We start from the raw sequence: 26,112 nt of genomic DNA, 5'->3' as shown, positions 1-26,112 counted from the left end.
CCCGCTCATGCTGACTCGAATTGCTACGTTCCTCGATACGGCTGGCGTGAATGCGATCGCCCTTCGAGATGTTCTGATTACCTTTGGTTTGCGCGTGGGCACAGTGATCGTCCTCGTCGTTCTTTTTGTGATCATTGGGCGCTACACGAGTCGCTTGGTGAAACTGATCATTCGCCGATTTTTGCCGCGGCCGATTGCGCTGCGGGTGCAAACGCTGATTGATCCGATTACGCCATCTTTTAGCCTGGTGGGCACGCTCATTCTGGTTACGCTGACGCGATCGCTGACCATTTTGCAGCCCTACCCGCCGCTCTACATCACCCTAGAGATGCTCACGGAACTAGGATTGGTGGCTGGATTAGCCTGGCTCACCTCGCGGCTGCTGCGTCAATTTGTGGAAATGTATGGGGTAGACATCATCGATCGCTTGGGGCAGGGCGTCAATGAACTCTTGTTGGTTTGCGAAACGGCGATCAACATTGTGATTTGGACGTTTGCGGTGGTTTTCTACGCCCAAAATCAAAACGTGAATGTGGTGGGGTTGCTCACCGGGGTGGGAATTGGTGGGTTGGCGATCGCCTTTGCTGCCCAAAAGACCCTGGAACAATTACTAGGTACAGTTGTACTTTATCTCGATAGCCCGTTTAAGCCCGGTGAATATATTCGCTACAGTACGATCACCGGGGAAGTCTACGGGCGCATAGAATCCATTGGTTTGCGATCGACCAAAATTCGCACAGCAGCCAAAAATACGCTGCTGATTGTCCCGAACTCGATCATGGCCAATCTTGACATTGAAAATATTACCCGAGGCAAGAAAATCATGGTGTTGCTGTACCTCGATTTTCCTAGAGTCTTGGGCGATCGCGAAAAAGCCTTGGTTCAGCAAGTGGTGGTGCGCTGTACCAATACAATTTATGGCATTGATCCAGGTAGTACAAACATCGCACTTCTAGACGAGCCTGAAGCAGGCATCAGTCGGGCTAGAGTCACCTTTTTTATTCTGGGCTCAACAGAAAATTCAATCCAGATCCGCAAGCGTCTGCTGGAACTGGCTAATGAGCGGATCTCAGATGAACTCAAGGACTACGGTATTGAATTCGAGATGCTGAATGAACCCACTATTTATGTCGAGTCTCCCATCACGCTCTAGGTTGCGTGGTGCATATGATGTTGAGTCGCTACCCTGTAGCTCTTACTTACGGACGTTCCTGAATTGCAATAGGATTTGCGCGCACAAGCTTTGAGCGAGAAGCTCGTCATGCATTCACAACCAGGATAATGTGAGAAAACGTCCCACATTACGATGCCATATCTTCACTCAGCAACGCCCACGTAAGATTAGCTGATGGCTACGTGATAGACATATCCTGTAGCTCTTGAAGTCGGATGATTCCGCCAGTTTTGCATGGGGTTTCAGCGCTTCTAGCTAGAGGTTTCTACCCTGACTCAGTAACATTGCTCAGAGGAGGTTTCCGACTCGTGGGGATTCATCGATTGAGATAGGCTGAATTCCTCGCGTAGCTGCTGCCCAAACTTCTCGCCAGAGTTGGTGACCATCTCCAGACCGCGCCGGATACCCCACTCGACGACAATCTTTAGGCAAGCCAAACGCTCAGCAGCGCTCATGGGATGGCGGAGTACGTCTAGAACATATTCCCGCAGCTTAATCAGACCGACCATCCTAGCCGATCGCTTGGCTTTGGGATTGTAGAAACTTTGTCGGGATGTTTGGTCGGCAATGCGGCAGAAGCTATCGGCATGGTCGCGACGGGAGAACAGATAGTCTTCAACGTAGCCCACATCGCTCTGCATCAGCATTTCAGACAAAAAGCTGCGATCGTCGCCTGGGAAACCTCTGAAGAGTTTGGTTTTTTTAACCAGGTGCGATCGCATCACGCCATGAACTTCCGGTAGATAGCCAGCCCACAACATGCGCCATAGCCGTTGACTAGGACTAGAGCTGGTTAGCCGCACTTCATAGTCAAGATTGCCTAGGAGATGACCCTCTTCGTCGATTTGATAGGAGCGGCAATGGGCAACCCCAACCGATGGATTGTCCTCCAGAAGCTCAATGCATTGACGTAGATAATCGGGTGCTAAGAGGTCATCATGAGACGCCCACTTAAAATAGGGAGCATCCCCAGGCTGAAAGACAAGATTGTGATTGCCAGACGCCCCTACATTCTCAGGATGACGTTGGTAGACAATGCGACGGTCTTGAGCAGCATATCTGCGACAGATTTCTTCTGTTGAATCGGTTGACGCATTATCTCCAATCACTAACGTAAAGTCCGTTAGGGTTTGAGCCAAGATTGATTCGATGGTTTCTGCAAGATACTTTTCGCCGTTGTATACAAGTAAACCAACTACAACCTGAGGATGAGTAGCTGCCATGGTATGAATGCCTTTGGGGTAAACATCTAAATGCAGGTGAGTTAACCTCTGATCTGAACCTAGATATCCTCTGTCTATCACGGTTGATGCAAAGGACAGTGGGTAGAACAGGATTTGTTAACCCATTCGTCTCTCCACTATTGGAGCAGAATCAAAATCTATACTTGTGCGAAATTATGCGGATACTTGACCTAGATGACTCAACATCAAACAGCCTAACTACGTTGTCTCAAGCATCGAATCAGAATAGGATTCACTAGCTTTCAGTCTATTGTTATCCCTTTTTTTGAATCAATACTTGAATGATAAGAAGCTTAAGCGCAAGCACTTAAAACCGACCTACCATCTCTGAAACCCAGAAAGATAAGCTGCAGGTCATACTTTTTCACGACGCTAATAGACAGAGACGTCTACCGATCGCTTGGTTTAAGGTACAACAACCACGCTTAACATGATCCAACATAGCTCTGCGGCATGACTATACCGTTGGGGCTATCCTGACTTGATCATGTAGAGGTGAACGTTACGTAGACGCTAGTAAAGAGCTATGCCTGATAGCCAATACCACATGTAGAGCGACCCTAATTCCCGATATCTTTACGGTAAAGGATTGCCTTCTCCGTACAATCTCATAAAAAACAGCTAGATTTCAACCCTGCCCTAAAGCTTTTATAGCTCCTTTACCGCAAGTTTACCATCCCTTTATAGATGTCTGCTTTGGTCATTTCTGATTGTAAACATCGGCGTTGCTCCATCAAGGTGAGTTTGATAACGCTATGCGTAGAGTTTTCTATGCATGGGAAGCCTTAGAGATGCTTAGGCTGGGGGCGATCGCAGAAGTTTAAACCGTTTAGTAGCAGTCTCATATTAGTTCATCTATGTCAAGAAAGTAATGAAACAGGATGCTTTGACTACGGCTTCTATCAGCAAGCGGGATGTCGATGTGTCTAAAGAGTCGTAAGTATAATAATTTCTATGTAGATCTACGTGCTTTTTCCCCGGAGATGTAGGAAGGGGAAGCGTGAGTTAATCCTATCTTCATAAACGCTGCACGCTGAGCTTGTGTGATTCGTTGCATGGAGCTTAGTGCCGCAAGACAGAAGAACGAAGACAGAAGAACGAAAAGGAAGTCCAGGACAAGCCAGGTTTCCTGCCTCAGCAAATGGGCGGGTGACTTACGCCTCAGAGTACTAGGCAAGAGTTGAACGATCTGCATCCTAGGGTGCTGTCTGCCAAAATATGAGAAGCTAGGCCGTTGTCTTAGTCACATGTTCAGGCAGACGGATATCCCATGGACTTGATTTTGTGCCATACCACCGCAGATTTTGACACCTTGGGGGCCGCTGTGGGGCTAACTCACTTGCTGCCCGGCGCTCGGATTGTGTTGACTGGGGGATGTCATCCTGGCGTGCGGGATTTCTTGGCCTTGCATCGAGATGAATATGCGTTGATCGAACGGCGGTCAGTCACGATCGCGACGGTGCGATCGCTCAGTATTGTAGACACTCAGTGGCGCGATCGCCTTGGCAAGGCAGCGGAATGGCTGGATTACCCTGGCTTGGAGATTACGGTCTATGACCACCATGGCTGTGATGAGGGCCCCATGGGCGATATTGTGGCAACCCATACTCAAATTGAGGCGGTGGGCGCAACGACTACGTTGATTGTGGAAGCGCTACGGCAGCAGCAGGTGACGGTGTCTGGTACGGAAGCTACCGTGATGGCTTTAGGCATCCATGTGGATACGGGCTCGTTGACCTTTGACCATGCCACCCCACGGGATGGAGCAGCGCTCACTTGGTTGATGGAACAGGGGGCTAGCCAACGGGCGATCGCTGACTATGTGGAGCCAGGCCTATCCTCGGAGTTGCAAGACTTGTTGCCCCTAGCCCTCGATCAGCTCACGGTGGAGGAGGTGGAGGGCTATGCCCTGGCCTGGGTGCTGCTGGAGGTGGAGGGCTATGTTCAAGGGCTTTCTAGTTTGGCGTCGCGGTTGCTGAGTTTAATCGATGTGGATGTTTTGCTGCTGGCGACTCGCCAGCAAAGCGGTGAGGAAGAACGACTGACGGTCATTGGTCGCTCGCACAGCGGCAGCGATCGCCTGCATTTGGGAGAGCTGTTTCGTCCTTGGGGTGGGGGTGGCCATGCCCGCGCGGCGTCCCTGAGCTGGCGGGGGCAGGAGAGCGATCGCCTTTTGGCCGACTTGGTGGAGCAACTACGGCAGGCGGTGCCCCATTCCCCCACGGCGCGGGAGTTGATGTCGTCGCCTGTGCGCACCATTCGCCCAAGTACCACCATTGGTGAAGCCCAGCGGATTTTACTGCGCTATGGCCATTCGGGACTGTCGGTGGTGGATGAAGAGAGTTGTTTAATTGGCATGATTTCCCGGCGGGACTTGGATATTGCCCTGCACCATGATTTTAGCCATGCGCCTGTGAAAGGTTTTATGACCACGCAGTTGAAGACGATTACCCCCACGACGACGCTGTCGGATATTGAAGCGTTAATGGTGACCTATGATATTGGGCGGTTGCCGGTGTTGGATGGGAAGAACTTGGTGGGGATTGTGACGCGGACGGATGTGTTGCGCCAACTGCATCAAGAAAAAGCCCTGAATGCTAGGCCCGATCTCGATATCTTGTCTGGACAGGAGAGTATTGTAGCCCAAGATAAGGATATTGTCGGGGGACGGCTGGTGTCCTGTCCTCTTCCTGCCACGGTGCAGCGCTGGCTGCAGCAGCGTCTTGCTCCAGAATTGTGGCAGTTGCTGGGGGCGATCGCTCAAGATGCGGAGGCGCGGGGCTGGCAGATTTATCTTGTGGGCGGCGCGGTGCGGGATTTGTTGCTTAATGAAGGAGCATCGGCGCTGCGCTTGGAGGATATTGATCTGGTGGTGGATGGGGTGCAAACGTCGGCGGATGGGGCGGCGGGAGTAGAATTGGCGCGATCGCTGCAGGCAGACTATCCTCAAGCGCGCCTGCAGGTACATGGCCGCTTTCAAACCGCAGCGCTGCTCTGGCATCAGGATCCGGTTTTGGGATCGCTGTGGTTGGATATTGCTACGGCACGCACGGAGTTTTATCCTTACCCGGCAGCAAACCCCGAGGTGGAGGCGAGCTCTATCCGCCAGGACTTGTATCGCCGAGATTTCACCATCAACGCCATGGCAATTCGGTTGACATTACCGCGCCCTGGGGAACTGTTGGATTTCTTTGGTGGGTTACTTGACTTGCGATCGCGCCAGATCCGGGTGCTGCATCCCAATAGTTTTATTGAAGATCCAACGCGGATTTTTCGAGCCGTGCGCTTTGCCGTGCGCCTAGACTTCACCCTCGATTCCCAAACCGAGGGCTATATCCGCCATGCGATCGCTAGCGGTATCTACCATCGTATTCAGATCGAAGTCGATAAAACTCCGGCGCTACAAACCCGGCTCAAGCAGGAACTTCGGTATATTCTCCAGGCTCCCTACTGGCGACCTGCCCTGCGACTGCTGGCGGATCTGGGTGCCCTATGCTGCATCCATCCCAAGCTAGAGTTAAGCGATCGCCTTTGGAAACAACTGCAGTTACTCGATCGATGGCTCAAGCGATTTGATCACCAAACTCAAGTATCCCATTGGCAGGTGTTGCTGGAAGTTTTGATAGCTTCCTTACCTGAGGGCGATCGCGGCCGCATTGCCAGCAATCTGCAACTGCCTGCCGATAGTATTGAACGCCTAACTCAACTCCATCTCAACCGACGGCATATTCTGGTGCAGCTACCCCGGTGCCAGCGTCCTAGCCACCTAGTACAGTTGCTCCAGCCCTACAGTCTGCCCACTTTGGTTTTACTAAGTGCCACAGGCGATCGCACTCTGCGTCATTCTATCTGGATATATCTCACTCAGCTTTCTCAGGTGCGATCGCCCCTAGATGGAAACGATTTGCAGGCCATGGGCTATAAACCCGGTCGGCACTTTAAGGTCATGCTCGATCACCTACTGGTTGCTATGTTGGATGGGGAGATTAGCGATCGCCCTAGTGCAGAACAGTTGCTGCGTCAGCACTTTCCCTTAGAGACAGATGGGATAAAAAGATCAGGGAACTCCTAGCGACGTTGCTGAATGAAGCTGTGACATCGGCATGGGAGCAAGATGCTCACCCTACCTTGATGTTGAACGAATTGTGAGCGTGACCGAGACGCTCACGGTTTGCTAGCGCAACTTATCTTGTGATTAAGCAATGCCTCCTAGCGATCGCCTGTGATCATCATCAATGGCGAGGTTGACGCCCACCAACTTAGGCGGATACCGATAAATCTACCTCGTGGATAACGGGAACGTCAGCCAGAAAGGCTCGATCTTCAGTAATGTGAGGTATTTTGAGCTGGGAATCAAACATCCCTCGACTGACCTGACGTTGGCGGATATAGCTAAAGCTTTTGGACGGTAAAATCCTCAGCAAGGGAGGAGGAACCTGGGATTGGCGAGCGATTCGGTAAGGCATGTTTACCTGACCAAGCCAATATTCAAACTGCTGGAGAAAGGCACATGGATTGGATAAGGTATGTCCGTCTGCTAGCTCAATATTCACTAAATATCGAGCCGGAAACTCATGGTCTGACAGGGTAATACAAAAGTCTTCAAGCTTGATATTAAATTCAGCTTGAAGTTGATACATGACTTGTACCACGTGAAATTCAGTGGTTTTCTCAGTCGTTGATGAAAGCAGTCCCCCGTAGCGATGCCGAAAAACAATCAGCGGTACCTGATTATAGAACCCCAGCACTTCTACCACATCACCAATATCGTAGCGATAGAAACCGCTGTAGCTCGTGACTAAAATTCGATAGCGATCGCCCACGATTAGCTCATGGGGCAACAAGGTTTTGGGCTGCTGCTGTCCCCACTGATCAACAGGCACAAATTCGAAAAATCCACTTTCGATAGCTAAGATACCTGCATCGGAGTTTAGTTCATGACATACGCTAAAAGTAGCCTCGGCTGTACCGTAGACTCCTCCAAATACAGGCGTGTCGCCGAAGTAGTCGGGAAAGCGCTGCAGATAAAAATCAGACGTGCCACCTCGCGCAGTTGTTATATAGCTGAGCAATGGCCAGGCAGTGCGGGGCGTTAGCCGTCCCTCGACGCGCAGAATAGCCGTCAGTTCATCTGCCCGATGACGGCGATGCGCTTCAGAACCATGGCGTTGCGATCGCCACCAACGCAGAAGGCGATCGTGACTGAGAGGATCTAAAGGCAGCCATTCTGGTAAGGTGCCTTGACGTAGATCGTGAATTAAGGGCTCTGCATAGTCTTCCAAATACTGACAGGTACGTAAAATCAGCATGGGAAAGTTGGCTACCCAGCCTCGCAATTGAGGGTTGCTCAAAGCAAAAAGTAAGCAAACATAATGTCGCGCTAAGGTATCATCAATTTCTAGAGATCGAAAAGGAACACAGAAGATTTGATCCACCAACCATTTACCCTGGCGAATGCTGCCTACACTCACAGGGCCAAAAGGAATGCCAGACGCAGTTTGATTCTGTTGGGTAGCATTATTGGTCAGCAATGCTTTCCCGAAAGAACGTTGATGTTGCTTAAGTCCAGCGATCGCAAACCCAATGCTGGCTAAGTCAGCACGTCGTAAGGTTCGTTGAAAATGACGGGTGACGGGCACAAGCTTCTTAGCTCCAGTAGAACCGCTGGTGAGGTTAATATAGGTCACCGGATCTGGATTCAGAAGCTGAGATGCCCCATTAGCAATACGATTGGTATAGTGGTGGTAAAATTCGTAGGAGCAGATAGGCACCTGCCGCCGAAAGTCATCTAGGGTACGAATAGCAGCAAGATTGAATGTTTGACCTAGTTCGGTTGATTGATGGGCTCTGAGTAAGTCAAACAAAAACAACTCTTGAGATGCTTGGGCATTTAGAGTTTTTTGGATGAGGCGCTGTTTTGCATGGGATGCATAAACAGATAGTAAAGACAATGCTGGGTTATCTAGCATGATCATGCAAAAAGGCGATAGGTTTAGGTAAGATGTTTGATGTGAACACGATGGCTAAATCTGGATCTTAGTCGGAGTATTGGATGAAGGGCTCCACCTGATGAATATCTATGCCGAATTGCTGGCTCAAGTGAGCTTTAATGTGAGCAATATCTGTTTCTGGAAACGCAAACTCCATGGCGCTAAGGGAACTGCCGATGCTGTAGATCTTTACCTCGCTTTGATGATCCCTAAGATCAATCTTGATATGGATAGAGGTAATTGAAGGAGAAAGCGTGATGCGAGTTTTTGGATAAGCGTAGCTTGCTGACTGAGCTTGCAAAGGAAGCGGATGGTTAAGAGCCAGGCTGGTCATCCAATGGGTGCCTAGCCCAATGAGAAGGCTGCTTAGTGGAATGAGTAGCCAAATTTGGATCTGTAAGCGGTGCCTGGGTGCTCCTATTGCCATGGGACTGCATGGATTGGAATCTCTTTGGGTTCATTCAATGGCTGGATGGCGGTTATGAGATAAGTCTATACGCTAGGTCAAAATATTTTTTGTGGATATGTTGCTGGACGAGGTATTCTCAAGAATAACCAACGTTTGAAAAGGTCTGTTTCCTAAATCACCATCTGGATCAATGCGAACTTGAGTATGAGCACCGAACTGCCGAAGCTCAAGATAGTCATCTAGAGGATTTCGGCTGCGATAGTTAGGTTGATTAAACATTGCACGCATGTCTATAGCATCTTCTCTTGGGGAGAAGTCCGTGATGCGATCGCGCCCATCGCTCACTCGCTCAAAGACAAATAAATCACGATCTCTTCCACCCGTCAGAACATCGTTGCCGCCTTTGCCAATCAGCACATCATCATCGTCGGTGCCAACTAGCCTATTTCTAGTGTTGCTCCCTATCATCAGATCATCATCATCCAATCGATCACGATCAAACCAGTCATCATCGCCAAAACTAGGAGTGCTTAAGACGCGATCGCCCTCGCTGGTGCGGATACGAACAGCATCAAATTCCATGTCATCACCATCGCGTCTACCGGTGACAATGAGGCGATCGCCCCTAGTGATTTGTAATCGGCGATCATCATCCAAGTTGGCATCTACCCGAATAAAGCCAGAGCGATCGCTCAGAATGAATTCATCATTATCTGTGATGCGAATGACTCTGCCACGAATCCTGCCCTGTTGTCCAGGTCGTAGACGGCTGATCAAAACCATATAACCTCCAAAATTATCCAATACGTGATCTTGAAATGGGTAAGATAATCTCGTTCAATGACTCTATTTCTAGGTGGAATATCTAACCCTTGATTGAGTTGGGATGGGCACGGGGTAATCCTTTGCCCATCCTTACGGCTCGTCTGTGCCCTGAGAGCGGGGGCATTGCTGAATCGATAAGATGATTTGCCCTCATCCCTAACCCTTCTCCTCAGGGAGAAGGGAGCTAGAACTCCTGTTCCCTAGCCATAGCCCTAGGGAGAGGGTGAGGGCGGATTGAGCAATTCATACTTGTAGTCAGCAACGCCAGAGCGGGGACATTCTAAGGATGGTCAGTAGGTGGGCGTCCAGAAGCTATATTGTAGGGCGCAGATAGGGCTGTAATGCCCTTCTTGTAAGCTTTCGATGCATTACTACGTAGCGCATCCTGCCCACTCATAGGGCATCTTCTTGAGATGATACTTTAATCATCAAAGATTTTAATCATCAAAGATATAGATGATTTCTCCACCATCTGGCGTAATGCTAATCGCCTCAAAGTCGTGATCATCATAGGTGCCAGTCACGGTGACTGTATCTCCAAGGGATAATCCAGCTTGCCGAATCGCATAAGACTCAGCATCCACCAAAATTTGCCCGGTACCATCATCGAGGACAAAATCATCGCCCATGATCCGCATAACCTCGCCAGATAGGGTCAGGGTATTTGTGCTACGCAGGTCTCGAATTGTTTCCTGTGCAAAGCTGACAGAGGCAGAAGCTAGGGTCATCAGTGCGGCAGAGCCAATTCCTAGTAAAAGTTTCATGAGATATTCTCCTTGTGCGTTAGGTTGTTTCTAAGCGGTTGGCATTGCTGACAAGCCCTATGCCCGAGACCAGAATTTCAGGTCCTACAACTCTCAATTCATCTCGGCTATCAGCAAGACCTGATGCTGTCAAAACTGCTTATGCTCTAGGATGACGCGAAAAAGTAACAAGAAGGTTTCAAGATGCCATGGCTTGATTGAGAGGTAAGCGAATTTCAAACTGTGTCCCTTTCATGGGTATACTGGAGACGGTAATATATCCATGATGGAGATCAATAATTTGCCGGACGATCGCCAATCCTAGCCCATAGCCCCCCGAATGCCGCGATCGCACTTTATTGACCCGATAAAACCGTTCAAAGATATGAGGTAGATCCTCTGCTGCGATGCCAATTCCCGAATCATGCACCTGAAGAGACAGCCAAGAGCCTTGTCCGCGACAGCTCAAGCGAATGGTGCCCCCTGCCGATGTATAACGAAAGGCGTTGTCGAGCAAGTTCACTACAGCTTGACGGAGTAAATCTGGTTCTGCCTGCAGGTGGCATGGAGCGGAGGGTAGATCCGCCTCAAACTGCACACCTAACCCGGATGCTTGAGAGGCATAATCAGCCGCTATGGAAGCCAGTAAGTGGCATATATCCAGGGTTTGAAACACCTGAGAGGGTACGTCTCCTTGGTAGCGAGCTAAGAATAGCAATCGCTCGACCAAATCTCCCATCGACTCACTGACCTCGGAAATTATTTTAAGGCAAGCAGTCTGCTCTTCTAGTGAAATGGGCTCCATCAAGGCTACCTGAGCATTGCTCACAATCGCGGCTAGTGGTGTTCGTAGTTCATGGGAAGCATCAGCGGTAAACTGCTGTAGCCGTTGGTATGACAACCGAATGGGCTGCATAGCCATACCACCCAATATCCATCCCGCCCCGGCAATCACAATCAGCGTTATTGGCACACCAAGCACTAGAAATAAACGGAGTTCCTGCAATGGATGCTCTACTGGATCAAGAGATGCAGCTAGTTGAAGATAACCGAGTAATCGTCCTTCTCGATAGACTGGCAAGGTGAGCTGTCGTAATCTATCTAGCTGTTCTGCTTCTGATACCATTAAGGTTTGGAAACCTAAGTCCTGGTCTAAAGTATGGGGAGGAATATCTCCCATGAACTGTAATAGTTGCTTGTCGGGCGTATACCAACGAGCCCATAGAATATCAGTATCTAAGCGAAGAGAATCACTACCTAGAAGGGGAGCATTTTCTAAATCAATCTGGCGAATATCTCCATACACAATCTCTTCAGCTCCAGAGGCAACGACCTGACCCGTGCTGTAGAGAGTCTGATCGAAAACATGCAGGCGATCGCTTGCTTCTCTTGTGTAGAGAACACTAGCAAAAACGACGAGGATGCTACCCATGGATAGGGTAAACCAACGGGCTAGATTGAGCCGACTGCTTACAAACATCAGGCTTACTGCTCCGTTTCAGGAATCATCAACCGATAGCCCATTCCATAGATCGTTTGCAGCCAGTGGTCTGCCTGAAGACTTTGTAGACGCTGGCGCACCCGATGCACCAAAATAGCAACGGCTTTGCTTTCTGGCTGTCTATCCCATTCCCATAGGGCTTGCTCAATTTGATCGCGAGTTAACACCTGCTGAGGGTGTCGCAGCAAATATTCCATAAGCTGAAACTCCCGACCTGATAAATTGACTGTTTTGTCTTGGCGGGTCAATGTAAGGGTGCTGAGATTGAGGTCTAGATCGCCCAACGATAGGCGATCGCTTACCCATAAGGGCGATCGCCGTCCCAATGCCCGCACCCGCGCCAGGAATTCATTGAGGTTAACTGGCTTAACTAAATAATCATCAGCTCCAGCATCGAGGCCTGTAATTTTATCTAGAATTTCATCTTTTGCTGTCAGAAATAAAACGGGAGTTGTTTTACCTAAACGACGATACTGCTGGCATAGCTCGATGCCGCTGATGTGAGGAAGCATCCAATCGAGCACAAGTAAGTCATAGCTGCGATCGCTCACTAACCACTGAGCTGTTTCCCCATCCAAGACAGCATCTACAATATGCCCTGCCTTGATCAGCGCACTATGAATAGGCTTGAGCTGAGCAGGATCGTCCTCAACCAACAAAATTTTCATCGGGGTGCCGTTCTCGTCTGGGCAAGCGGTATACTCAGATTACGTATTGTATCATTGTCATGTCTGTACATCGCCTTCGCCGCGCCCTTCGAATGATCGTCGAGTTTTGGGTTCCCCTAGGAATACTTGGGGTCGTCATGTGGCTGGGAAGTGGATGGTTCACGCATCAAGTTTTCAGCCAAACCTATTCACCAGCGAACCAGATTACTATTAACAATACTCAACAGGTTAACCTCTCGTTTTCCGTCACTATTTTGTCGATTGATGCAGAAATCGATCGTCAGTCAAGCAACACCGAGGTAGGTATTCGCACGGGGGGCTCCTCCTTGCAAGAGCTAGAGTTTGAATATCCGTTTGTTAACTATGCAGATCTGGAACGAGCGATCGCTCAAGATCTAGGGCTGCAGCCTGAAGATATCCAAGATTTGATCCGCTATCGTCTATATTAGGACGCCAAGCCCGAAGAATGATAACGTATGGCGGTTTTGCTGAATACAAGTAGGAATCGCTCAATCCCCCCTTACCCTAGCCCTTTCTCTAGGAAGAGGGGACAAGAATTCTAGCTCCCTTCTCCCTAGGGAGAAGGGTTGGGGATGAGGGCAAATCATCTATCGATTCAGCAACGCTGCGTATGGCCATAGGTTAGGGCTCAAAATTGGAAAGATAGTGGAATAAAACCTTTGATGCTTAAGGGTTTTAGGGACAGACAGCATTATAGTGTGAGCCCTATCAGCCATAGTTCCATGGGTTAAGATATCAAGATACGTTTCATATCTTCAGCCAGTACCGCCAGATCTGAAACCCGAGGAAAAGTATGGCGGAATCCTACCGCGATTCTGCAACGCCGGATCTTAGTCCAAATATCCCATTGGGTCTGCGATCGCTTAGGGTGCAAAACACCCCAACACATCCCATACCTCCCAGAAAGCCGCTGGGCGATCGCTCCCCTAGGAGATGCTGCTGGCTAGAGCGCTGTTCTAATCATTCCGTTGACGGCTATGCAGGATGATCCTGTGCTGAAATTCAATCTGGTTTATTGACAATCTATGTCATTAAGTCTAGATTGGATAGAGGGAGAATTACTCATATAAATTCTCAATAAGCTGCTAGTTTGAGTGAGGTGTCACGCTGTTGATAGTCAACCCTAGATTGTGACTGGAGATGTTTCCGATGGTTGTTAATAATGCCTTAACCTATGAGTCTTGGGGTTAGAGATGGTCAGGCTAGGGTCGAGGGATGGCCAAGCGATCGCTTAACTGTCTCTATAGAACAGCTTGCAGTCTTGAGAAATCTTGCAAGAATTTGTGTTATGTCAGGACAATGAGTCTTAAATACTCCACACTGTTATGACATTAGAGGCATACTACAAGCAGTGACCCCTAAACTTGGGCGCTTCTATTCATCGACATAACATCTGGAGACTTGTATGACAATCACACAGAACCTCATTCAATCGTGGGGAGAGGTCACTGAAAACCCAATCCATCTCGATCTTACGGTTACCACCCCGGTGTGCGAAGGACTGAACACAGCTCTTGCTAGCTTTCAAGCTCTGTATTTGCAGTACCAGAAGCACCACTTTGTTGTGGAAGGTAGCGAGTTCTACATGTTGCACAACTGGTTTCAAGAGAGTGCATCGGAGGTTCGCGACCATGTCCACAATCTAGGCGAACGCCTTAATGGTTTGGGCGGTGTGCCTGTGGCCAGTTTTGCAACGTTAGCAGAGCTGTGCTGCTTTACCCCAGAGCCAGACGGGATTTTTAATGCCCGCCAAATGCTCAACAACGATCTAGCTGCAGAACAAGCGTTGGTCAATCTATTGCGGCGTTTGGCTACCCAGGCAGAAAGCTTGGGCGATCGCGCCACTCGATATATGTATGAACAGATTCTGTTGTCTACGGAAGATCGGGCGATTCACAATAGCCACTTCCTCGCCTCGGATAGTCTAACCCTTGGTCTAGCTACCTAATCTAGGCATCGCCCGGTATGTCTCTGGGGGGTGCATGGCATTCCCCAGGGAGCCAGCTCCTGAGGTTAGCGGTGTAGGCACAGATGATCTGTGATGCATCTCTTTCATCCTTTTCCCCTAGGAGTTCTATCCATGCAACCGGTTCAGCCTCATCTTGATTTTAATGAGACCATCCAAGTCGATTGCGTCGATCGCTGGCATGTCTATCATCGCCTAGAACAGTTAGCGATTCCCTGCCTCTATCAATATGGCCAACCTCTGCGAGTTAGTGTTCATGATGCGGTTACAGCTATTCAGCTCTGGAGTGTCTTACGGCAGGTGATGGCTTCTCGCCAAGATCATCTCAACTGGCTGGCGCGTTGCTGGCAGGGTTCCGCCTAGGCTTCCCTCTGCGATGGCATAGCTGCTACTAAGGACGTCTGGGATACTGCATGGCGGCGATGGGTTTTCCCTGCAGAAGATGACGGGTGGCGATCGCCCCGACTTCTTCCGGGAGCACATGGTGGTACTTAATATCATCAGGCAACACCCAGACCATCGGGCCGTTGCCACAATGTCCAAGACAGGAACTAGCCACAATCGTCCACCCTTCAATAGGCTGGCTCTGAAAGGCGGCTAAGACTCGATGACTTCCCGCCCGGCGGCAGGCTGTATGCTGACAGATCAGGACGTGTTTCGGCATGTCAGGTGGGCTCTCCATCATGAGCGATCGCCTCTCTGACGGTAGAGGAAACGGTAGAGGATGTTAACGTTCAGCATTTAAAAACTAGGGTACGATGAAAGGAGAATAGGGTGTTGGCACCCAGACGTGCCTCCATTTCCCATGGAAATCACAGAGATTACGCATCACGGGCATCTCTGGTCATACCATCATCCTAGCGCCACGGTTTTGTCTTCCCAAGGTGGGGAAAATGTTGTGAGTGGGAGAACCATCTGTGTATCGCCTTCTATCCATTGTGTATGGGTTAGCTCATGGGCTAGTGCAGGCCCTTGAGCCTATCCTAGTGCCACTCTGCTTGGTCGCGGCCTGGGTCATTGTGGGGCTAACCGTCTTGAGTGTGTTGACGGGTCTGCGATCTGGCCTGCAGCGGGCTAAACAAATGCATCAAATTCCCTGTAGCACCTGTCGGTTTTTCACCCAAGACTATCATCTCAAATGTCCGGTGCAGCCGAGGGCAGCCCTGTCGGAAGCAGCGATCGGTTGTCCAGACTATGATGCAGATCCAGCCCAAACGTCTCCTTACATAACGCTGTGAGTCGATTACAGGTCGGACATCTGTGAACCTGTTGACAGCAGGTTAAACCATGCCTGCGCTATTACATCCAATTCTGGGGTAGGGACGTTCTAGGCTTAGAAATCGGCGTATGCATTGACATGGGCTGTATCGTTGCAAGGATATATGGGGGAGAATCCTTAAGGTTCCTGTGTCTAGGTAGACAGGTGAGATACAGTATTTTGAGGGTAATCAGGATTTAGCTCCAGTTTATGTTGATTAGCAAACTTGAAAATTGTACTGAATTTACGGCCGGCGATGGCACCACGCTTCGTGAATTGCTCCATCCCGACAAACAGGCGATCGCTCTGCGCTACAGCCTCGCCCATGCGATTTTACCGATTGGGCAACGCTCCACTCCCCACGCTCTGACCACCTCGGAGGTCTATTACATTCTCAGCGGCGTGGGCGAAATGCATATTGATGATGAAACCGCGATCGTGAAGGCGGGAGATGCTATCTACATTCCCCCCAACGCTCGCCAGTTTATCCACAATGCCGGGAATGATCCCTTAATTTTCATCTGCATTGTAGATCCAGCCTGGCAGAAAGAAGATGAAACGGTCTATCCAGACGGCGGCGTTTGATCTCGGGCGTGAGCCAGGAGATGAACCTATCGCTACAGGATCTGATACTCCCTGTAGACTGTTGCAGAATCATGCTATTCAGCCCCGCCTGATCTCGCTTGCCGTCCTTAAGGATGGTGCAGGTTGTAGGACTGAATAGCCGATCGCCACACCCAATAGCCTTGCTCACTTAGATGTAGACCATCCGTGGTCAGGTGGAGAATGAGGTGTCCGGAGGGGTCGGCAAAGAGCGGATAGAGATCTAAATACTCCACCTTTTCCTGCTCGGCGATCGCTTGGAGCTGGCTATTTAAGTCACGAATGACGGTGTTGGGAAGCGCTAAGAGGCGATCGCGTCCTTCCCAGGTGGCCTGCTCGCCTGCGTGGGGCAAAATAGACTGCACAATGATCTCTGCCCTCGGATGCCGCTGCTTGAGATCTTGGATAATCGCCTGTTGCTGCTCAAGAACAACGGCTGCATCAACGCCTTGGATGAGGTCATTAATGCCAATCATCACAAAGATCTGGTCAGGGCGCGTATCGTCAAATAAATAGAGGCGTGCCAGCAACCCATCGGAGGTTTCGCCGGAAATACCTTGGTTGAGCCATTGCCGCTCTGGGGGCAAAATTTCGGGCGGAAACCAGAGGCTAATGGAGTCTCCAGCCAGGATAGAAAGGTTTTCGGGAGCGCGCCCGGCGATAGATTGAGCTTCTTGCTGTAGGATCGCTAACCATTCTCGGTAGGCTAGCTGGTGGCGAGGTCCTAGGTCTGGCGTGGCAACGACGGCCATCAGATTAGGGCGAGAGGGGGGTGCGCCTAGGGGTAAACCATAATCTAGGCGATCGCTGCCCTGGCTCTGCATCACGATGGCCACGATGCCCGCTAGCCCTACGACATTGAGGACTAGAGACAAGATGGCCCAAAACGGTATCGATCGCCTCTCATAGGGGTGCGGCAATCGCAGCGATCGCTGCCTTTTTCTACTCTCTGCCCGCCTTACCAATGGACTGTATCCTCACCCCGTGGGGCTTGACTATCAACATTAGGGCGATCGCGTCAACCTGAATCTCCGTTGGGGCGATCGCTAGTTACGCAAATTTTATAGTGATTTTCGTTGATTGTGCAGCGTCTTACGATATTTCTTTCTCCCATAAAAAGCGGTAGCTCATCCTGTCGTTGTTGAACCAACATGGATAAAGCTACCGCTAGATTCACAGGAGATTCCGTCGGGTCTAGGGGCGATCGCTCATCCTAGAGTGACGGAAGGGACAACCAAGCGTTAGCTGCCAACCCCAGCACTGGTGCTAGAGGGCATGCTGCTGCTTTCTTTAATAAAGCCACTGTAGGCTTCCATGCCGTGTTCGCCGATGTCGAGACCCATCAGCTCTTCCTCTGGGGTTACCCGGAGCGATAGGGTGGCCTTCAAGATCGACCAGACAATGGTGCTACACACCACCACCCAGAGACCAACGGTAAGGATACCCATGATTTGGGCTAGCAACTGCGTGGGGCCAGCACCGTAGAACAAGCCGTTTTCCATATCAAAGAGACCAACTGCCAAGGTGCCCCAAATGCCGTTCACCAAGTGAACCGACACAGCGCCGACTGGGTCATCAATTTGGATGCTGTCGAAGAAGTACACGGAGAATACAACTAAGACACCACCAATCAAACCAATCACCACTGCGCCGAGGAAGCTAGCACCAGCACAACCGGCGGTAATAGCAACAAGACCTGCCAGGATACCGTTGATGATCATGGAAAGGTCAGGCTTGCCCGACAATGTCCAAGACGTCACGGTGGCTGCAACCCCACCAGCGGCTGCCGCTAGGTTAGTGGTTACAGCGATATAAGGAACGGCGCTATCAGCCGCTAACTGAGAACCGGGGTTGAACCCAAACCAGCCGATCCACAGGATCAAGCATCCCAGGGTGGCAATGCTCATGTTGTGACCGGGTAGAGCGCTGGGTTGACCGTCTTGGTATTTACCAATCCGGGGGCCGAGAATGGCTGCACCCATGAGAGCTGCCCAACCACCAGCGGAGTGAACCACCGTGGAGCCAGCAAAGTCAGAGAAACCAGCACCGCCCAAGAAACCAATCTCAGACAACATGCCACCACCCCAGACCCAGTGTCCGCTGATGGGGTAGACAATGGCAGTTAAGACAATGCTGAAGATGACAAAATCGATAAACTTAATCCGTTCAGCCACTGCCCCAGACACGATGGTGGCAGCGGTGCCGGCAAAGGCGGCTTGGAATAGGAAGAATACCGAGATCGTCAGCGTACCGCCATCTAACCCGTAGGTTGCTGGGTCTGTACTGCTGAGGAACCATCCTCCAAAACCGAGGAAGCCACCCCCTGCAGCACCAAACATGAGCGAAAAACCAACAGCCCAGAAGGCTAGGGTGGCTAACGCGAAAACCAGCAGGTTTTTACTGAGAATGTTGACAGCATTTTTCTGCCGACAGAACCCGGTTTCTAGCATCCCGAACCCGGCGTTCATGAAAATGACAAGGATGGAAGCAACTAAGATCCAAATGTTGTCCAAGACGGCTTGAACATCTTCGGGTGTGAGTGCTGCTGCTTCTTCCTGTGCGGATGCGGCTAGGCCCCAAGCACCCACAATTAAGACAGCTAGCGGCACAATGGCTAGCCAAGCAAAGGAGCGATTGGGAAGAACTCGCTGCAGTCGCTTAAAGAACCCTACTGCATCGGGTAAGTATGAAGAGCCGAAGGTCTTCCTTCGTCGGCTACCATGTAACCGTTTTGCTTGCATCAACTTATTAGACATCATCACTGGACGTTCCTTAACAAGTTACACGTAACGGCGTTACCCCACTCTGGAGGCCATCTCAACCTGAGTAGTTTGTCTTTGACGATCTACCTGGTCTAGTTCCAACGTATGAAATCGCACAGTGTCAAACTGAGGTTCGCCTATTGAGATTTGTGGTGTGACGCATCTCCTGAGATCAAACAGGATGTCGCGATCGCGTTCTAGATTTCATCAAGAGTACGAGCGATCGCAATCTTAATCAAGTTGATTGCACCAATTCTGTATCCATTGATTCTGTATACCGAATTACACTTCGTTTCGGCAAAATTGCTAAACCGGTTACGTAGATAGCTTTTCAGCCACTTCTCAACCAATTCAACATTCTGAATCAGTCTGAGGGAGGGGATTTGGGGCGATCTTCTAGCAGGTCTCAGATCGGAGATGGTTGGTGAGGGATCGGGTCGCTGCGGTGAGGTACTTTAGGACAGGTCAAGGGCGATCGCTCCCGCGAAGCTTCAGCATGGATGAGTCTTCAATTGTTTCTCGATCATCCCGTGATGATCTATGGATGCAATAGAGTGAAGAGAGGCAACAGGTTTGAGATGTTTAGCTTGCTGGCAAGGGCGTAGAAATGCCTGCAGCCCCTTGGCACCCTGCAAGGAAACAGCGCATTAATGCAGGACAAACGGTAAGCTCTAGGACAGAACTGCAGCCAGGGCATGGTTTTTCATAGGACTGTCATGGTATGAGGTTTGCTTCTATGGAAGGTGTTAGTTCTTCAACATTCATAACGGAAAAACTTAGAAGCGTGGCGTAATGGTTAGGTCTACTTATCTTAAATTTTCATGAAGCAAATTCTGGATTTGTTTGTAGTTTTTTATACTATATTTAAGAGAACGTAAAGAAGTAAACATGAGTTTACGGACTGGTTGACTAGCAAGCCTTTTTGCGTAGGCTGGGTTGAGCAACGTGAAACCCAGTATCGGTCTAGATTCTGCTGGGTTGCCCTGGCGCTAAGCCAGCCCAAAAACGAATCAAGATGGCAGAAGTTTTGTCCGTCAATCAGGTTTACTGAACTGAGTGGACTCATCGAACTAGAGAACCGGTGAGTCGTCACGTCCGGCCGGGGTGGTTTTGCATAAACTCCCATCCCTGCACTTGCTGCCTAGCTTGTTGCAACGACTGTTGGATTGAGCGCGATCGCACCTGAGGGGTCAGTCACGCTGAGACCTTGATTCTATCGATAGCGATCGGGCCCTGGATTCACAAGGGTTGCTAATCGTTTGTGTCGAAATCGCTTAGAAGAGGTAGAACCACCGGTGAGTCAGTCAGTGCTCGAACAGATGAAACGCTACGACGTTCAGGCGATCGCTCGCTACTATCGACTGCGTCCTTGGCTCACAATTTGGCGCGGTTTGGTTGTTGTTCTTTCGTTCCTCGGCTTTCTCTGGGGTTTTGCCTGGGATGGTTGGCTAAAGCGATCGGAGGCCACTAGGCTCAAGCGTGCAGCCCAGTTGCGTCAATTGCTCACTCGCCTCGGCCCCACCTTTATCAAAGTCGGACAATCGCTCTCCACGCGTCCAGATTTGGTGCGCCGAGACTTTTTGGATGAGTTGACCAAGCTTCAAGATCAGCTTCCTCCCTTTCCCACCCCTCAAGCCTTCAATATTGTTGAATCAGAACTAGAGCGATCGCTGGTTGAAGTTTTTGCCGATATTTCGTCTCAGCCGGTGGCGGCAGCCAGTTTGGGGCAAGTCTACCGAGCTCGGCTGATGAGCGGTGAAGAGGTGGCAGTGAAGGTGCAACGCCCCAACCTCTTGCCCAAAATTACCGTCGATTTGTTTTTGATGCGCTGGGCGGCTGGCTGGCTGGCTCCCTGGCTACCGCTGAATCTGGGTCATGACTTGACCTTGATTGTGGATGAATTTGGCACCAAGCTCTTTGAAGAAATCGACTACCTCAACGAAGGGCGCAATGCGGAAACCTTTGCGGCCAACTTTCAATACAGTCCCCAAATCAAAGTTCCCGATATTTACTGGCGCTACAGCAGCCGGAAAGTGCTGGTACTGGAGTGGATTGATGGCTTTAAGCTCACCGACACCCAGCAGGTGCGCAATTCCCAGCTCGACCAAGACACGTTAATTGAGATCGGGGTCACTTCGGGGCTCCAGCAGTTACTAGAGTTTGGCTTTTTCCACGCCGATCCCCATCCCGGCAACCTGTTTGCCATGGCCGATGGCCGCATGGCCTACATTGACTTTGGCATGATGGATCAGCTTGGTCAGGAGATGAAAGAGACCCTAGTGGATGCGGTCGTCCATCTGATCAACCAAGACTATGCCGACCTAGCCCGGGACTTTGTTAAGCTGGGCTTCCTCACGCCTGATACCGACATCATGCCGATTGTGCCAGCGCTAGAAAAAGTGTTGGGCAGTGCCTTGGGGGAAAGTGTTCGGGACTTTAACTTCAAAACCATCACCGATCAATTTTCGGAGTTGATGTATGAGTATCCGTTCCGGGTGCCTGCTAAGTTTGCCTTGATCATTCGCTCCTTGGTGACCCAGGAAGGGCTAGCCCTTAGCCTCAATCCTGACTTTAAGATTGTGGATGTGGCCTATCCCTACATTGCGCGGCGGTTGTTGAAGGGAGAGTCTCCCCAACTGCGTCGCCGGTTGCTGGAGATTCTGATTCGCGATGGCAAATTCCAGTGGCACCGGTTGGAAAACCTGTTGGCGATCGCCCGTGCCGATGCCAGCTTTGACCTATTGCCCACGGCTCAGCTCGGGTTACAATACTTGTTCTCCGAGGAGGGAGCGTTTCTGCGCCGTCAGCTCATTTTGGCGTTGGTGGAAGACGATCGCTTCCACACGGAAGAAATTCAGCGCATCTGGGAATTGGTGAAAGACGATCTGCAGCCAGCCAACTTGTTCAATGTGGCCCTTGGTGCCCTCACAAGTTTCTCGGCAGAGCGGGCCGCTGCCCTCATCCCAGCCTTTGCCCAAACCTCCTCGCCGGAGCCCTCGGTTTTGCGATAGTCAACCCCTGTTGCCGTTGATCTGGACATCAACGGCTTGCATCAACTTGCATCAAAAGGATACATCTGTGTTTTACTCCGCTGCTTCTCCACCCTATGTTCTGATGGTTGCAGGGTTGATAGCCGGCATCACGTCTGCCTACGCATTTCAGGCAACCCTGAAAGAACTGGTTGCTGTTTGGTCTCGCAGCCGTTCAACCCGTGCCTTGCAGAGCCTGCGCGGTGCGCCGCTGCTGGTGCCGGTGGTGGGAGTGAGTGGTGGCGTTTGTGTCTTCCTCGCCTCCAGTTTGCAACTGTTTGCCTTCCCAGCTCTCCCCTCCTACGCGATCGCTTTCCCGTTGACCGTGGGCAGTGCTGGGCTAGTGTGGTATCAGCTTGGGCGGTTGTTAAACCAGCTCGAACGACGCACCGGCAAAGCCCTAGACTTTGACGCCCTCACCTAGATGGCTAGCCCCTCACTCGCCTGCGGCAACAACGGCTAGCTCAACCACCAAATCGCTATTAGCGACCGGCTGCCCCTCCATCTGCGCAGGGGTAAATTCCCACTCGCGCACGAGGCAGTCGGCCAGGTTGATGTAGTCAGGATTGAGGGGAGTTTGGGTCAGCGATCGCAAGCTAACCACCTGTCCTTGCCGATCCAGCTCCACGCGAAACCTCACCGGTTCTCCAAGATTTTGGCGAGCCTCGGGGGTCATCCGGCATGAGGTGGTGGTGGGATCATCGCGAAACTGGTCGCTATAGTCGCGCAACTGCGGTGGTTGGTCATAGATATCGCGGAGCGTGCCGTCAAGGCTACGAGGCTCTACGTCTGCCCGCATCATCCGCACGCCATAAACCTGGTTGATTGGATCTTGCCCAATGGGAAGGGCGGGAAGGTCTGGATCCTCGGCCGTTTCCTCGTTGCCTAGATTGGGCTGCCCTGGATCGGGGACATCGGGGACATCGGGTAATGACTCAGGAGTCCCCACCTCGGATTCCACTTCGGGCTCTACCTCGGGCTCCGTTTCAGGTTCCACCTCGGGCTCCACCTCATCGGGCTCCGTGGACTCGTCCGGGGGAGGTGTGTCTTCTTGTTGATCCTGTTGATCCTGCTCGTCAGGAACTTCCGGGGGAGGGTCATCGGGTGTAACCGGTGCTGGTCGATCCGTTGCTTCGGGCGGACTGTCTTGGCGAGGGCGATCGCTTCGAAGGATCGGCACATCGGCGGGATCGGTCACGGCGGGATCGGTCACGACGGGATCCGCAGCAGCGGGATCGGTTGGTGCTGCTGGATCTGAGCGGGGCGATCGCTCGGCGCTGCGATCGCTGGTTGGCTGTTCCGACCACTCAATCACCTCCACCGGGGTGAGCGTAGCCTGCTGCGATGCACCCATCGAGGTCATCCAAGGCAGCAGATAGGCGAAACCTAGCCCATGAACACCTAGGGAGACTAGACCAACGCCTAGCCAAAACTGGGGAGAATGCTGGCGCAATGAAGCCCAACTTTCTGTCATGAGCCTTGGCATCGGGGAGGGCGATCGCATCACACCACTCCCTGCCCCATGATGTTGTCTTGCTCCATACCCATGCTTGAAACCTGAACACAATTCTGATCAACTCTATCTTGCGATAGGTGCAGATGGGGGGGGCAGGTTCGGTAAAGTCTTAACATACATCAAATCACAGCGTACCGTTTCTCCTGGAGACGCCCGCTGATAGCCGCTGGTTTCGTAGAGGCGCACGGCTTCTTTGAGTACCGATGCGGTTTCAATCCAAATCTGTTGATAGCCTTGGAGAGCGATCGCTTGTTCGAGGGCATTCAGTAAATATCGTCCAAGTCCCTTGCCCCTAACGTCTTGGTGGAGGTACATCTTGCGAATTTCGACTGAACCCACTGAGCGGTTAATTGGATAGAATCCGGCTGTGCCAACCACATTGGCTTGGCATTCCACTACCCAAAACTGACCGCCGGTTTGCCAATAGGCCGCTTCCACATTCCAGGCATCCCAATCTGCCCCGTCAGCCTCTTGAGCAAGGCCATATTCACCGAGGACTGCACCAATGAGCGCCGCTGCAGGGTGGCGATCGCTGGGTTGCCAATCTCGAATGACCACATCTTGATAGGTGTCTTGCATTGTGCTCCGTCGGGCCATACTCATCCCTTGATTCATTCAGGACAATTCTCAGAAAAACTTTCTGTATTGAAAAATACTAAAGTATTTAGCGTTTTGTTGACTTTCCAAAAAACCATGAGGATTCAGGGTCTAGGTTTGGGAATGCTATTTCTAGAAAACTCAAACACAACCCATCCGTCTGGTTTGAGATTCCTCTTCGTACTCCTCATCTCTGTTTTCGCACCATGAACTCTAGATACCATAAAGCCTTAAAGCCCGTGTGGCAGTTTCTGAACCAGCCACTCTTTAGCCGTCAGCAGCCTGCTATTTTAGATCCCCGTCGGTTCTGGTGCTCCTATCGAATTCAGCACTTAGAACGCTGTTTAGACAAGGCCTATCGTCCAGAAGAACATTACAGAAGCTGAGGATGCCAAGTTCGATGCTTGCAGGTTTTGGTGCTTCTCATCTGCAAGACCCAAGCCCTCAAGATCAGCATCCCCATCACCCAAGACACATCACTAAGAGGCTGCTCCCTAGGGAATAGCCTCTTTCTCGTTTGCGCGGTGTGATTCGCCTTAGTGGGCTGCCAAGACAGACCGATGGTCTGCGATGGCGGGGGCGATCGCTGCGGCAGGTTGGGGAACCAGGGTGATGATCGTCAACTCTGGAGGACAAAAGAGGCGGGCGGGCGGAAATGTCCCTAAGCCTCGGTTCACATACAAACGGTTTTGACCAACCTGGTGCAGCCCCTGGGCCCATTCCCAATGTTTGACGACGCGATGGCAGTCTTCCCGCATGTAGGGTACCCAGCGCCGTAGCGATCGCGGCACCCAGCGCCGCACGGTTTGGTACCAGGTAGGCACGGGCCCTAGACCGGGAATGACAATCTGACCGCCGTGGGTGTGACCCGAGAGCTGGAGGTCAACCCGCCATTTTTGGAGCTGCACGGCGCTATCAGGATTATGGGATAGAACGATGCGCGGTGTGGCGGGATCAAGCTGGTTCATCACCAGACTAGGGTTAAACTCCCGTGACCATAGATCCGCCAACCCCACCACTGGTAGATCGGCACCCCATGGATAAGCAATCTGATTCCATAGAACTTGGATGCCCGCCAGGGTAAATGCATCGGTGATGTACCCTTTGGCACTGGCAGGCACGATGTCGTGGTTGCCGAGAATGGCGTAGGTACCCAGGCGGCTTTGGATGGAGGCTAGCCGTCGTGCTAGGGCCGGAGCTGGGGAGGGATCATCGGTGACATGATCTCCCGTGATGACCACGAGATCCGGCTGAGCCGCATTGGTCGCTGCGATCGCTTGGGCTAGGAGCCGGTCTGACAGCCGTAGGCCGTCGTAGTGTAAATCTGATAATTGGGCGATCTTGATGCCACCTAGATGAGATGGCAGCCCCGAGATGGAAACCGTGATGGTTTCAATGCTTAGCGACCCAGATAATAGCCTATGCATAACAGAGAGCTTCTCCCTATAGCGTTAAGAACTGGCACTCTAGAGCTAGTCTTGAACTTTGATTGTGATCATGATGGATAGCATGATGGATACGGCTATTTCCTGTATCCAAAGGATGAACATCATCTCAAGCCCTTTAGATCAGACCTAGGCAACATTTGCTGGTCATGATGAGTGGGGGAGAGGGGCGTTGATTGGGGTGAGGACGGAAGCGATCGCTGGGCCATTTAGGCAACACCAGCTTAGCAAAGGATGCTCCCTCAACGGTTAAGACCGGGATAACAATTTCTTCGGGTATGACAGCTAGGTTTTCTATGGCGATCGCTGGCAACCGGCTTCCAGAATCGCTGATCCAGCATCACGTTACAACAGATAATCC

The 26,112-nt window shown here is 51.1% G+C and carries 23 protein-coding genes; 10 read left to right on the top strand and 13 right to left on the bottom strand.

Features of this window, described 5'->3' with window-relative positions; translation table 11 throughout:
• Positions 1-7: 7 nt before the first annotated feature.
• On the top strand, positions 8-1,153 hold the full coding sequence (locus JUJ53_RS20070) for a mechanosensitive ion channel domain-containing protein (protein WP_204153804.1): 1,146 nt from the start codon (positions 8-10) through the stop codon (positions 1,151-1,153).
• 296 nt (positions 1,154-1,449) lie between these two features.
• On the opposite strand, the gene JUJ53_RS20065 is transcribed toward JUJ53_RS20070, so the two are convergent.
• Complete coding sequence (locus tag JUJ53_RS20065; RefSeq protein WP_204153803.1) at positions 1,450-2,397, bottom strand: glycosyltransferase family 2 protein; 948 nt, start codon at positions 2,395-2,397, stop codon at positions 1,450-1,452.
• 1,291 nt (positions 2,398-3,688) lie between these two features.
• On the opposite strand from JUJ53_RS20065, the gene JUJ53_RS20060 reads away from it, so the two are divergent.
• Entirely contained in the window at positions 3,689-6,490 is a 2,802-nt protein-coding gene (locus JUJ53_RS20060) for a CBS domain-containing protein (RefSeq protein ID WP_204153802.1), read from the top strand.
• Positions 6,491-6,677: 187 nt separating this feature from the next.
• Here the strand turns inward: JUJ53_RS20060 and JUJ53_RS20055 are convergent, their stop codons facing one another.
• The 6 genes from JUJ53_RS20055 to JUJ53_RS20030 form a co-directional block, all read right to left on the bottom strand.
• Positions 6,678-8,387, bottom strand: a complete 1,710-nt coding sequence (locus JUJ53_RS20055; protein ID WP_204153801.1) for a GH3 auxin-responsive promoter family protein — start codon at positions 8,385-8,387, stop codon at positions 6,678-6,680.
• 67 nt (positions 8,388-8,454) lie between these two features.
• On the bottom strand, positions 8,455-8,742 hold the full coding sequence (locus tag JUJ53_RS20050) for a hypothetical protein (protein ID WP_204153800.1): 288 nt from the start codon (positions 8,740-8,742) through the stop codon (positions 8,455-8,457).
• 165 nt (positions 8,743-8,907) lie between these two features.
• Positions 8,908-9,474: a type I secretion C-terminal target domain-containing protein gene (locus JUJ53_RS20045; protein ID WP_204153799.1), complete on the bottom strand. Its 567-nt coding sequence runs from the start codon at positions 9,472-9,474 to the stop codon at positions 8,908-8,910.
• Positions 9,475-10,079: 605 nt separating this feature from the next.
• On the bottom strand, positions 10,080-10,406 hold the full coding sequence (locus tag JUJ53_RS20040; RefSeq protein WP_204153798.1) for an OB-fold nucleic acid binding domain-containing protein: 327 nt from the start codon (positions 10,404-10,406) through the stop codon (positions 10,080-10,082).
• Between the two features lie 178 nt (positions 10,407-10,584).
• A complete protein-coding gene (locus JUJ53_RS20035; RefSeq protein WP_204153797.1) occupies positions 10,585-11,865 on the bottom strand; it encodes an ATP-binding protein in 1,281 nt (426 codons plus the stop codon).
• A gap of 5 nt (positions 11,866-11,870) precedes the next feature.
• Positions 11,871-12,554 carry a response regulator transcription factor gene (locus JUJ53_RS20030; protein ID WP_204153796.1) on the bottom strand — a complete coding sequence of 228 codons (684 nt, stop codon included), beginning with the start codon at positions 12,552-12,554 and terminating at the stop codon, positions 11,871-11,873.
• A 59-nt stretch (positions 12,555-12,613) separates the two neighbouring features.
• Between JUJ53_RS20030 and JUJ53_RS20025 the strand changes: the two genes are divergently transcribed.
• The 3 genes from JUJ53_RS20025 to JUJ53_RS20015 all read left to right on the top strand — a co-directional run bounded on the left by JUJ53_RS20025 (position 12,614) and on the right by JUJ53_RS20015 (position 14,904).
• Positions 12,614-13,003 carry a hypothetical protein gene (locus JUJ53_RS20025; protein WP_204153795.1) on the top strand — a complete coding sequence of 130 codons (390 nt, stop codon included), beginning with the start codon at positions 12,614-12,616 and terminating at the stop codon, positions 13,001-13,003.
• Positions 13,004-13,980: 977 nt separating this feature from the next.
• Complete coding sequence (locus JUJ53_RS20020; RefSeq protein WP_204153794.1) at positions 13,981-14,523, top strand: DNA starvation/stationary phase protection protein; 543 nt, start codon at positions 13,981-13,983, stop codon at positions 14,521-14,523.
• Between the two features lie 132 nt (positions 14,524-14,655).
• The gene (locus tag JUJ53_RS20015) at positions 14,656-14,904 is read left to right on the top strand and encodes an Asr1405/Asl0597 family protein (protein WP_204153793.1); all 249 of its coding nucleotides are present in this window, start codon (positions 14,656-14,658) and stop codon (positions 14,902-14,904) included.
• Between the two features lie 28 nt (positions 14,905-14,932).
• Here JUJ53_RS20015 and JUJ53_RS20010 read toward each other — a convergent pair whose 3' ends face one another.
• Positions 14,933-15,205 (bottom strand): (2Fe-2S) ferredoxin domain-containing protein, encoded by a 273-nt coding sequence (locus JUJ53_RS20010; RefSeq protein WP_239125233.1) that lies wholly within the window; start codon positions 15,203-15,205, stop codon positions 14,933-14,935.
• 253 nt (positions 15,206-15,458) lie between these two features.
• Here JUJ53_RS20010 and JUJ53_RS20005 point away from each other — a divergent pair, with 253 nt between their 5' ends.
• On the top strand, positions 15,459-15,779 hold the full coding sequence (locus JUJ53_RS20005) for a hypothetical protein (protein ID WP_343327998.1): 321 nt from the start codon (positions 15,459-15,461) through the stop codon (positions 15,777-15,779).
• 230 nt (positions 15,780-16,009) lie between these two features.
• Positions 16,010-16,384: a cupin domain-containing protein gene (locus JUJ53_RS20000; RefSeq protein WP_204153792.1), complete on the top strand. Its 375-nt coding sequence runs from the start codon at positions 16,010-16,012 to the stop codon at positions 16,382-16,384.
• A gap of 107 nt (positions 16,385-16,491) precedes the next feature.
• On the opposite strand, the gene JUJ53_RS19995 is transcribed toward JUJ53_RS20000, so the two are convergent.
• On the bottom strand, positions 16,492-17,277 hold the full coding sequence (locus tag JUJ53_RS19995; RefSeq protein ID WP_239125232.1) for a GDSL-type esterase/lipase family protein: 786 nt from the start codon (positions 17,275-17,277) through the stop codon (positions 16,492-16,494).
• A 366-nt stretch (positions 17,278-17,643) separates the two neighbouring features.
• A complete protein-coding gene (locus tag JUJ53_RS19990) occupies positions 17,644-19,158 on the bottom strand; it encodes an ammonium transporter (protein ID WP_239125231.1) in 1,515 nt (504 codons plus the stop codon).
• Between the two features lie 1,325 nt (positions 19,159-20,483).
• On the opposite strand from JUJ53_RS19990, the gene JUJ53_RS19985 reads away from it, so the two are divergent.
• Both JUJ53_RS19985 and JUJ53_RS19980 read left to right on the top strand, forming a co-directional pair.
• Positions 20,484-22,175, top strand: a complete 1,692-nt coding sequence (locus JUJ53_RS19985) for an AarF/ABC1/UbiB kinase family protein (protein WP_204153827.1) — start codon at positions 20,484-20,486, stop codon at positions 22,173-22,175.
• A gap of 67 nt (positions 22,176-22,242) precedes the next feature.
• The gene (locus tag JUJ53_RS19980; protein WP_343327997.1) at positions 22,243-22,617 is read left to right on the top strand and encodes a hypothetical protein; all 375 of its coding nucleotides are present in this window, start codon (positions 22,243-22,245) and stop codon (positions 22,615-22,617) included.
• Between the two features lie 12 nt (positions 22,618-22,629).
• Here the strand turns inward: JUJ53_RS19980 and JUJ53_RS19975 are convergent, their stop codons facing one another.
• Positions 22,630-23,667, bottom strand: coding sequence for a hypothetical protein (locus tag JUJ53_RS19975; protein WP_204153790.1), 1,038 nt, complete (start codon positions 23,665-23,667; stop codon positions 22,630-22,632).
• A 105-nt stretch (positions 23,668-23,772) separates the two neighbouring features.
• Positions 23,773-24,288 carry a GNAT family N-acetyltransferase gene (locus JUJ53_RS19970; RefSeq protein ID WP_204153789.1) on the bottom strand — a complete coding sequence of 172 codons (516 nt, stop codon included), beginning with the start codon at positions 24,286-24,288 and terminating at the stop codon, positions 23,773-23,775.
• Positions 24,289-24,512: 224 nt separating this feature from the next.
• On the opposite strand from JUJ53_RS19970, the gene JUJ53_RS19965 reads away from it, so the two are divergent.
• Positions 24,513-24,692, top strand: a complete 180-nt coding sequence (locus tag JUJ53_RS19965) for a hypothetical protein (RefSeq protein ID WP_204153788.1) — start codon at positions 24,513-24,515, stop codon at positions 24,690-24,692.
• A 150-nt stretch (positions 24,693-24,842) separates the two neighbouring features.
• Here JUJ53_RS19965 and JUJ53_RS19960 read toward each other — a convergent pair whose 3' ends face one another.
• Positions 24,843-25,733, bottom strand: coding sequence for a metallophosphoesterase (locus JUJ53_RS19960; RefSeq protein ID WP_204153787.1), 891 nt, complete (start codon positions 25,731-25,733; stop codon positions 24,843-24,845).
• Positions 25,734-26,112: the final 379 nt, after the last annotated feature.

Origin of the sequence: Leptolyngbya sp. CCY15150 (assembly GCF_016888135.1) — a bacterium.
GTDB lineage: Bacteria > Cyanobacteriota > Cyanobacteriia > RECH01 > RECH01 > RECH01.
This window is presented reverse-complemented; position numbering and strand designations above follow the sequence as displayed.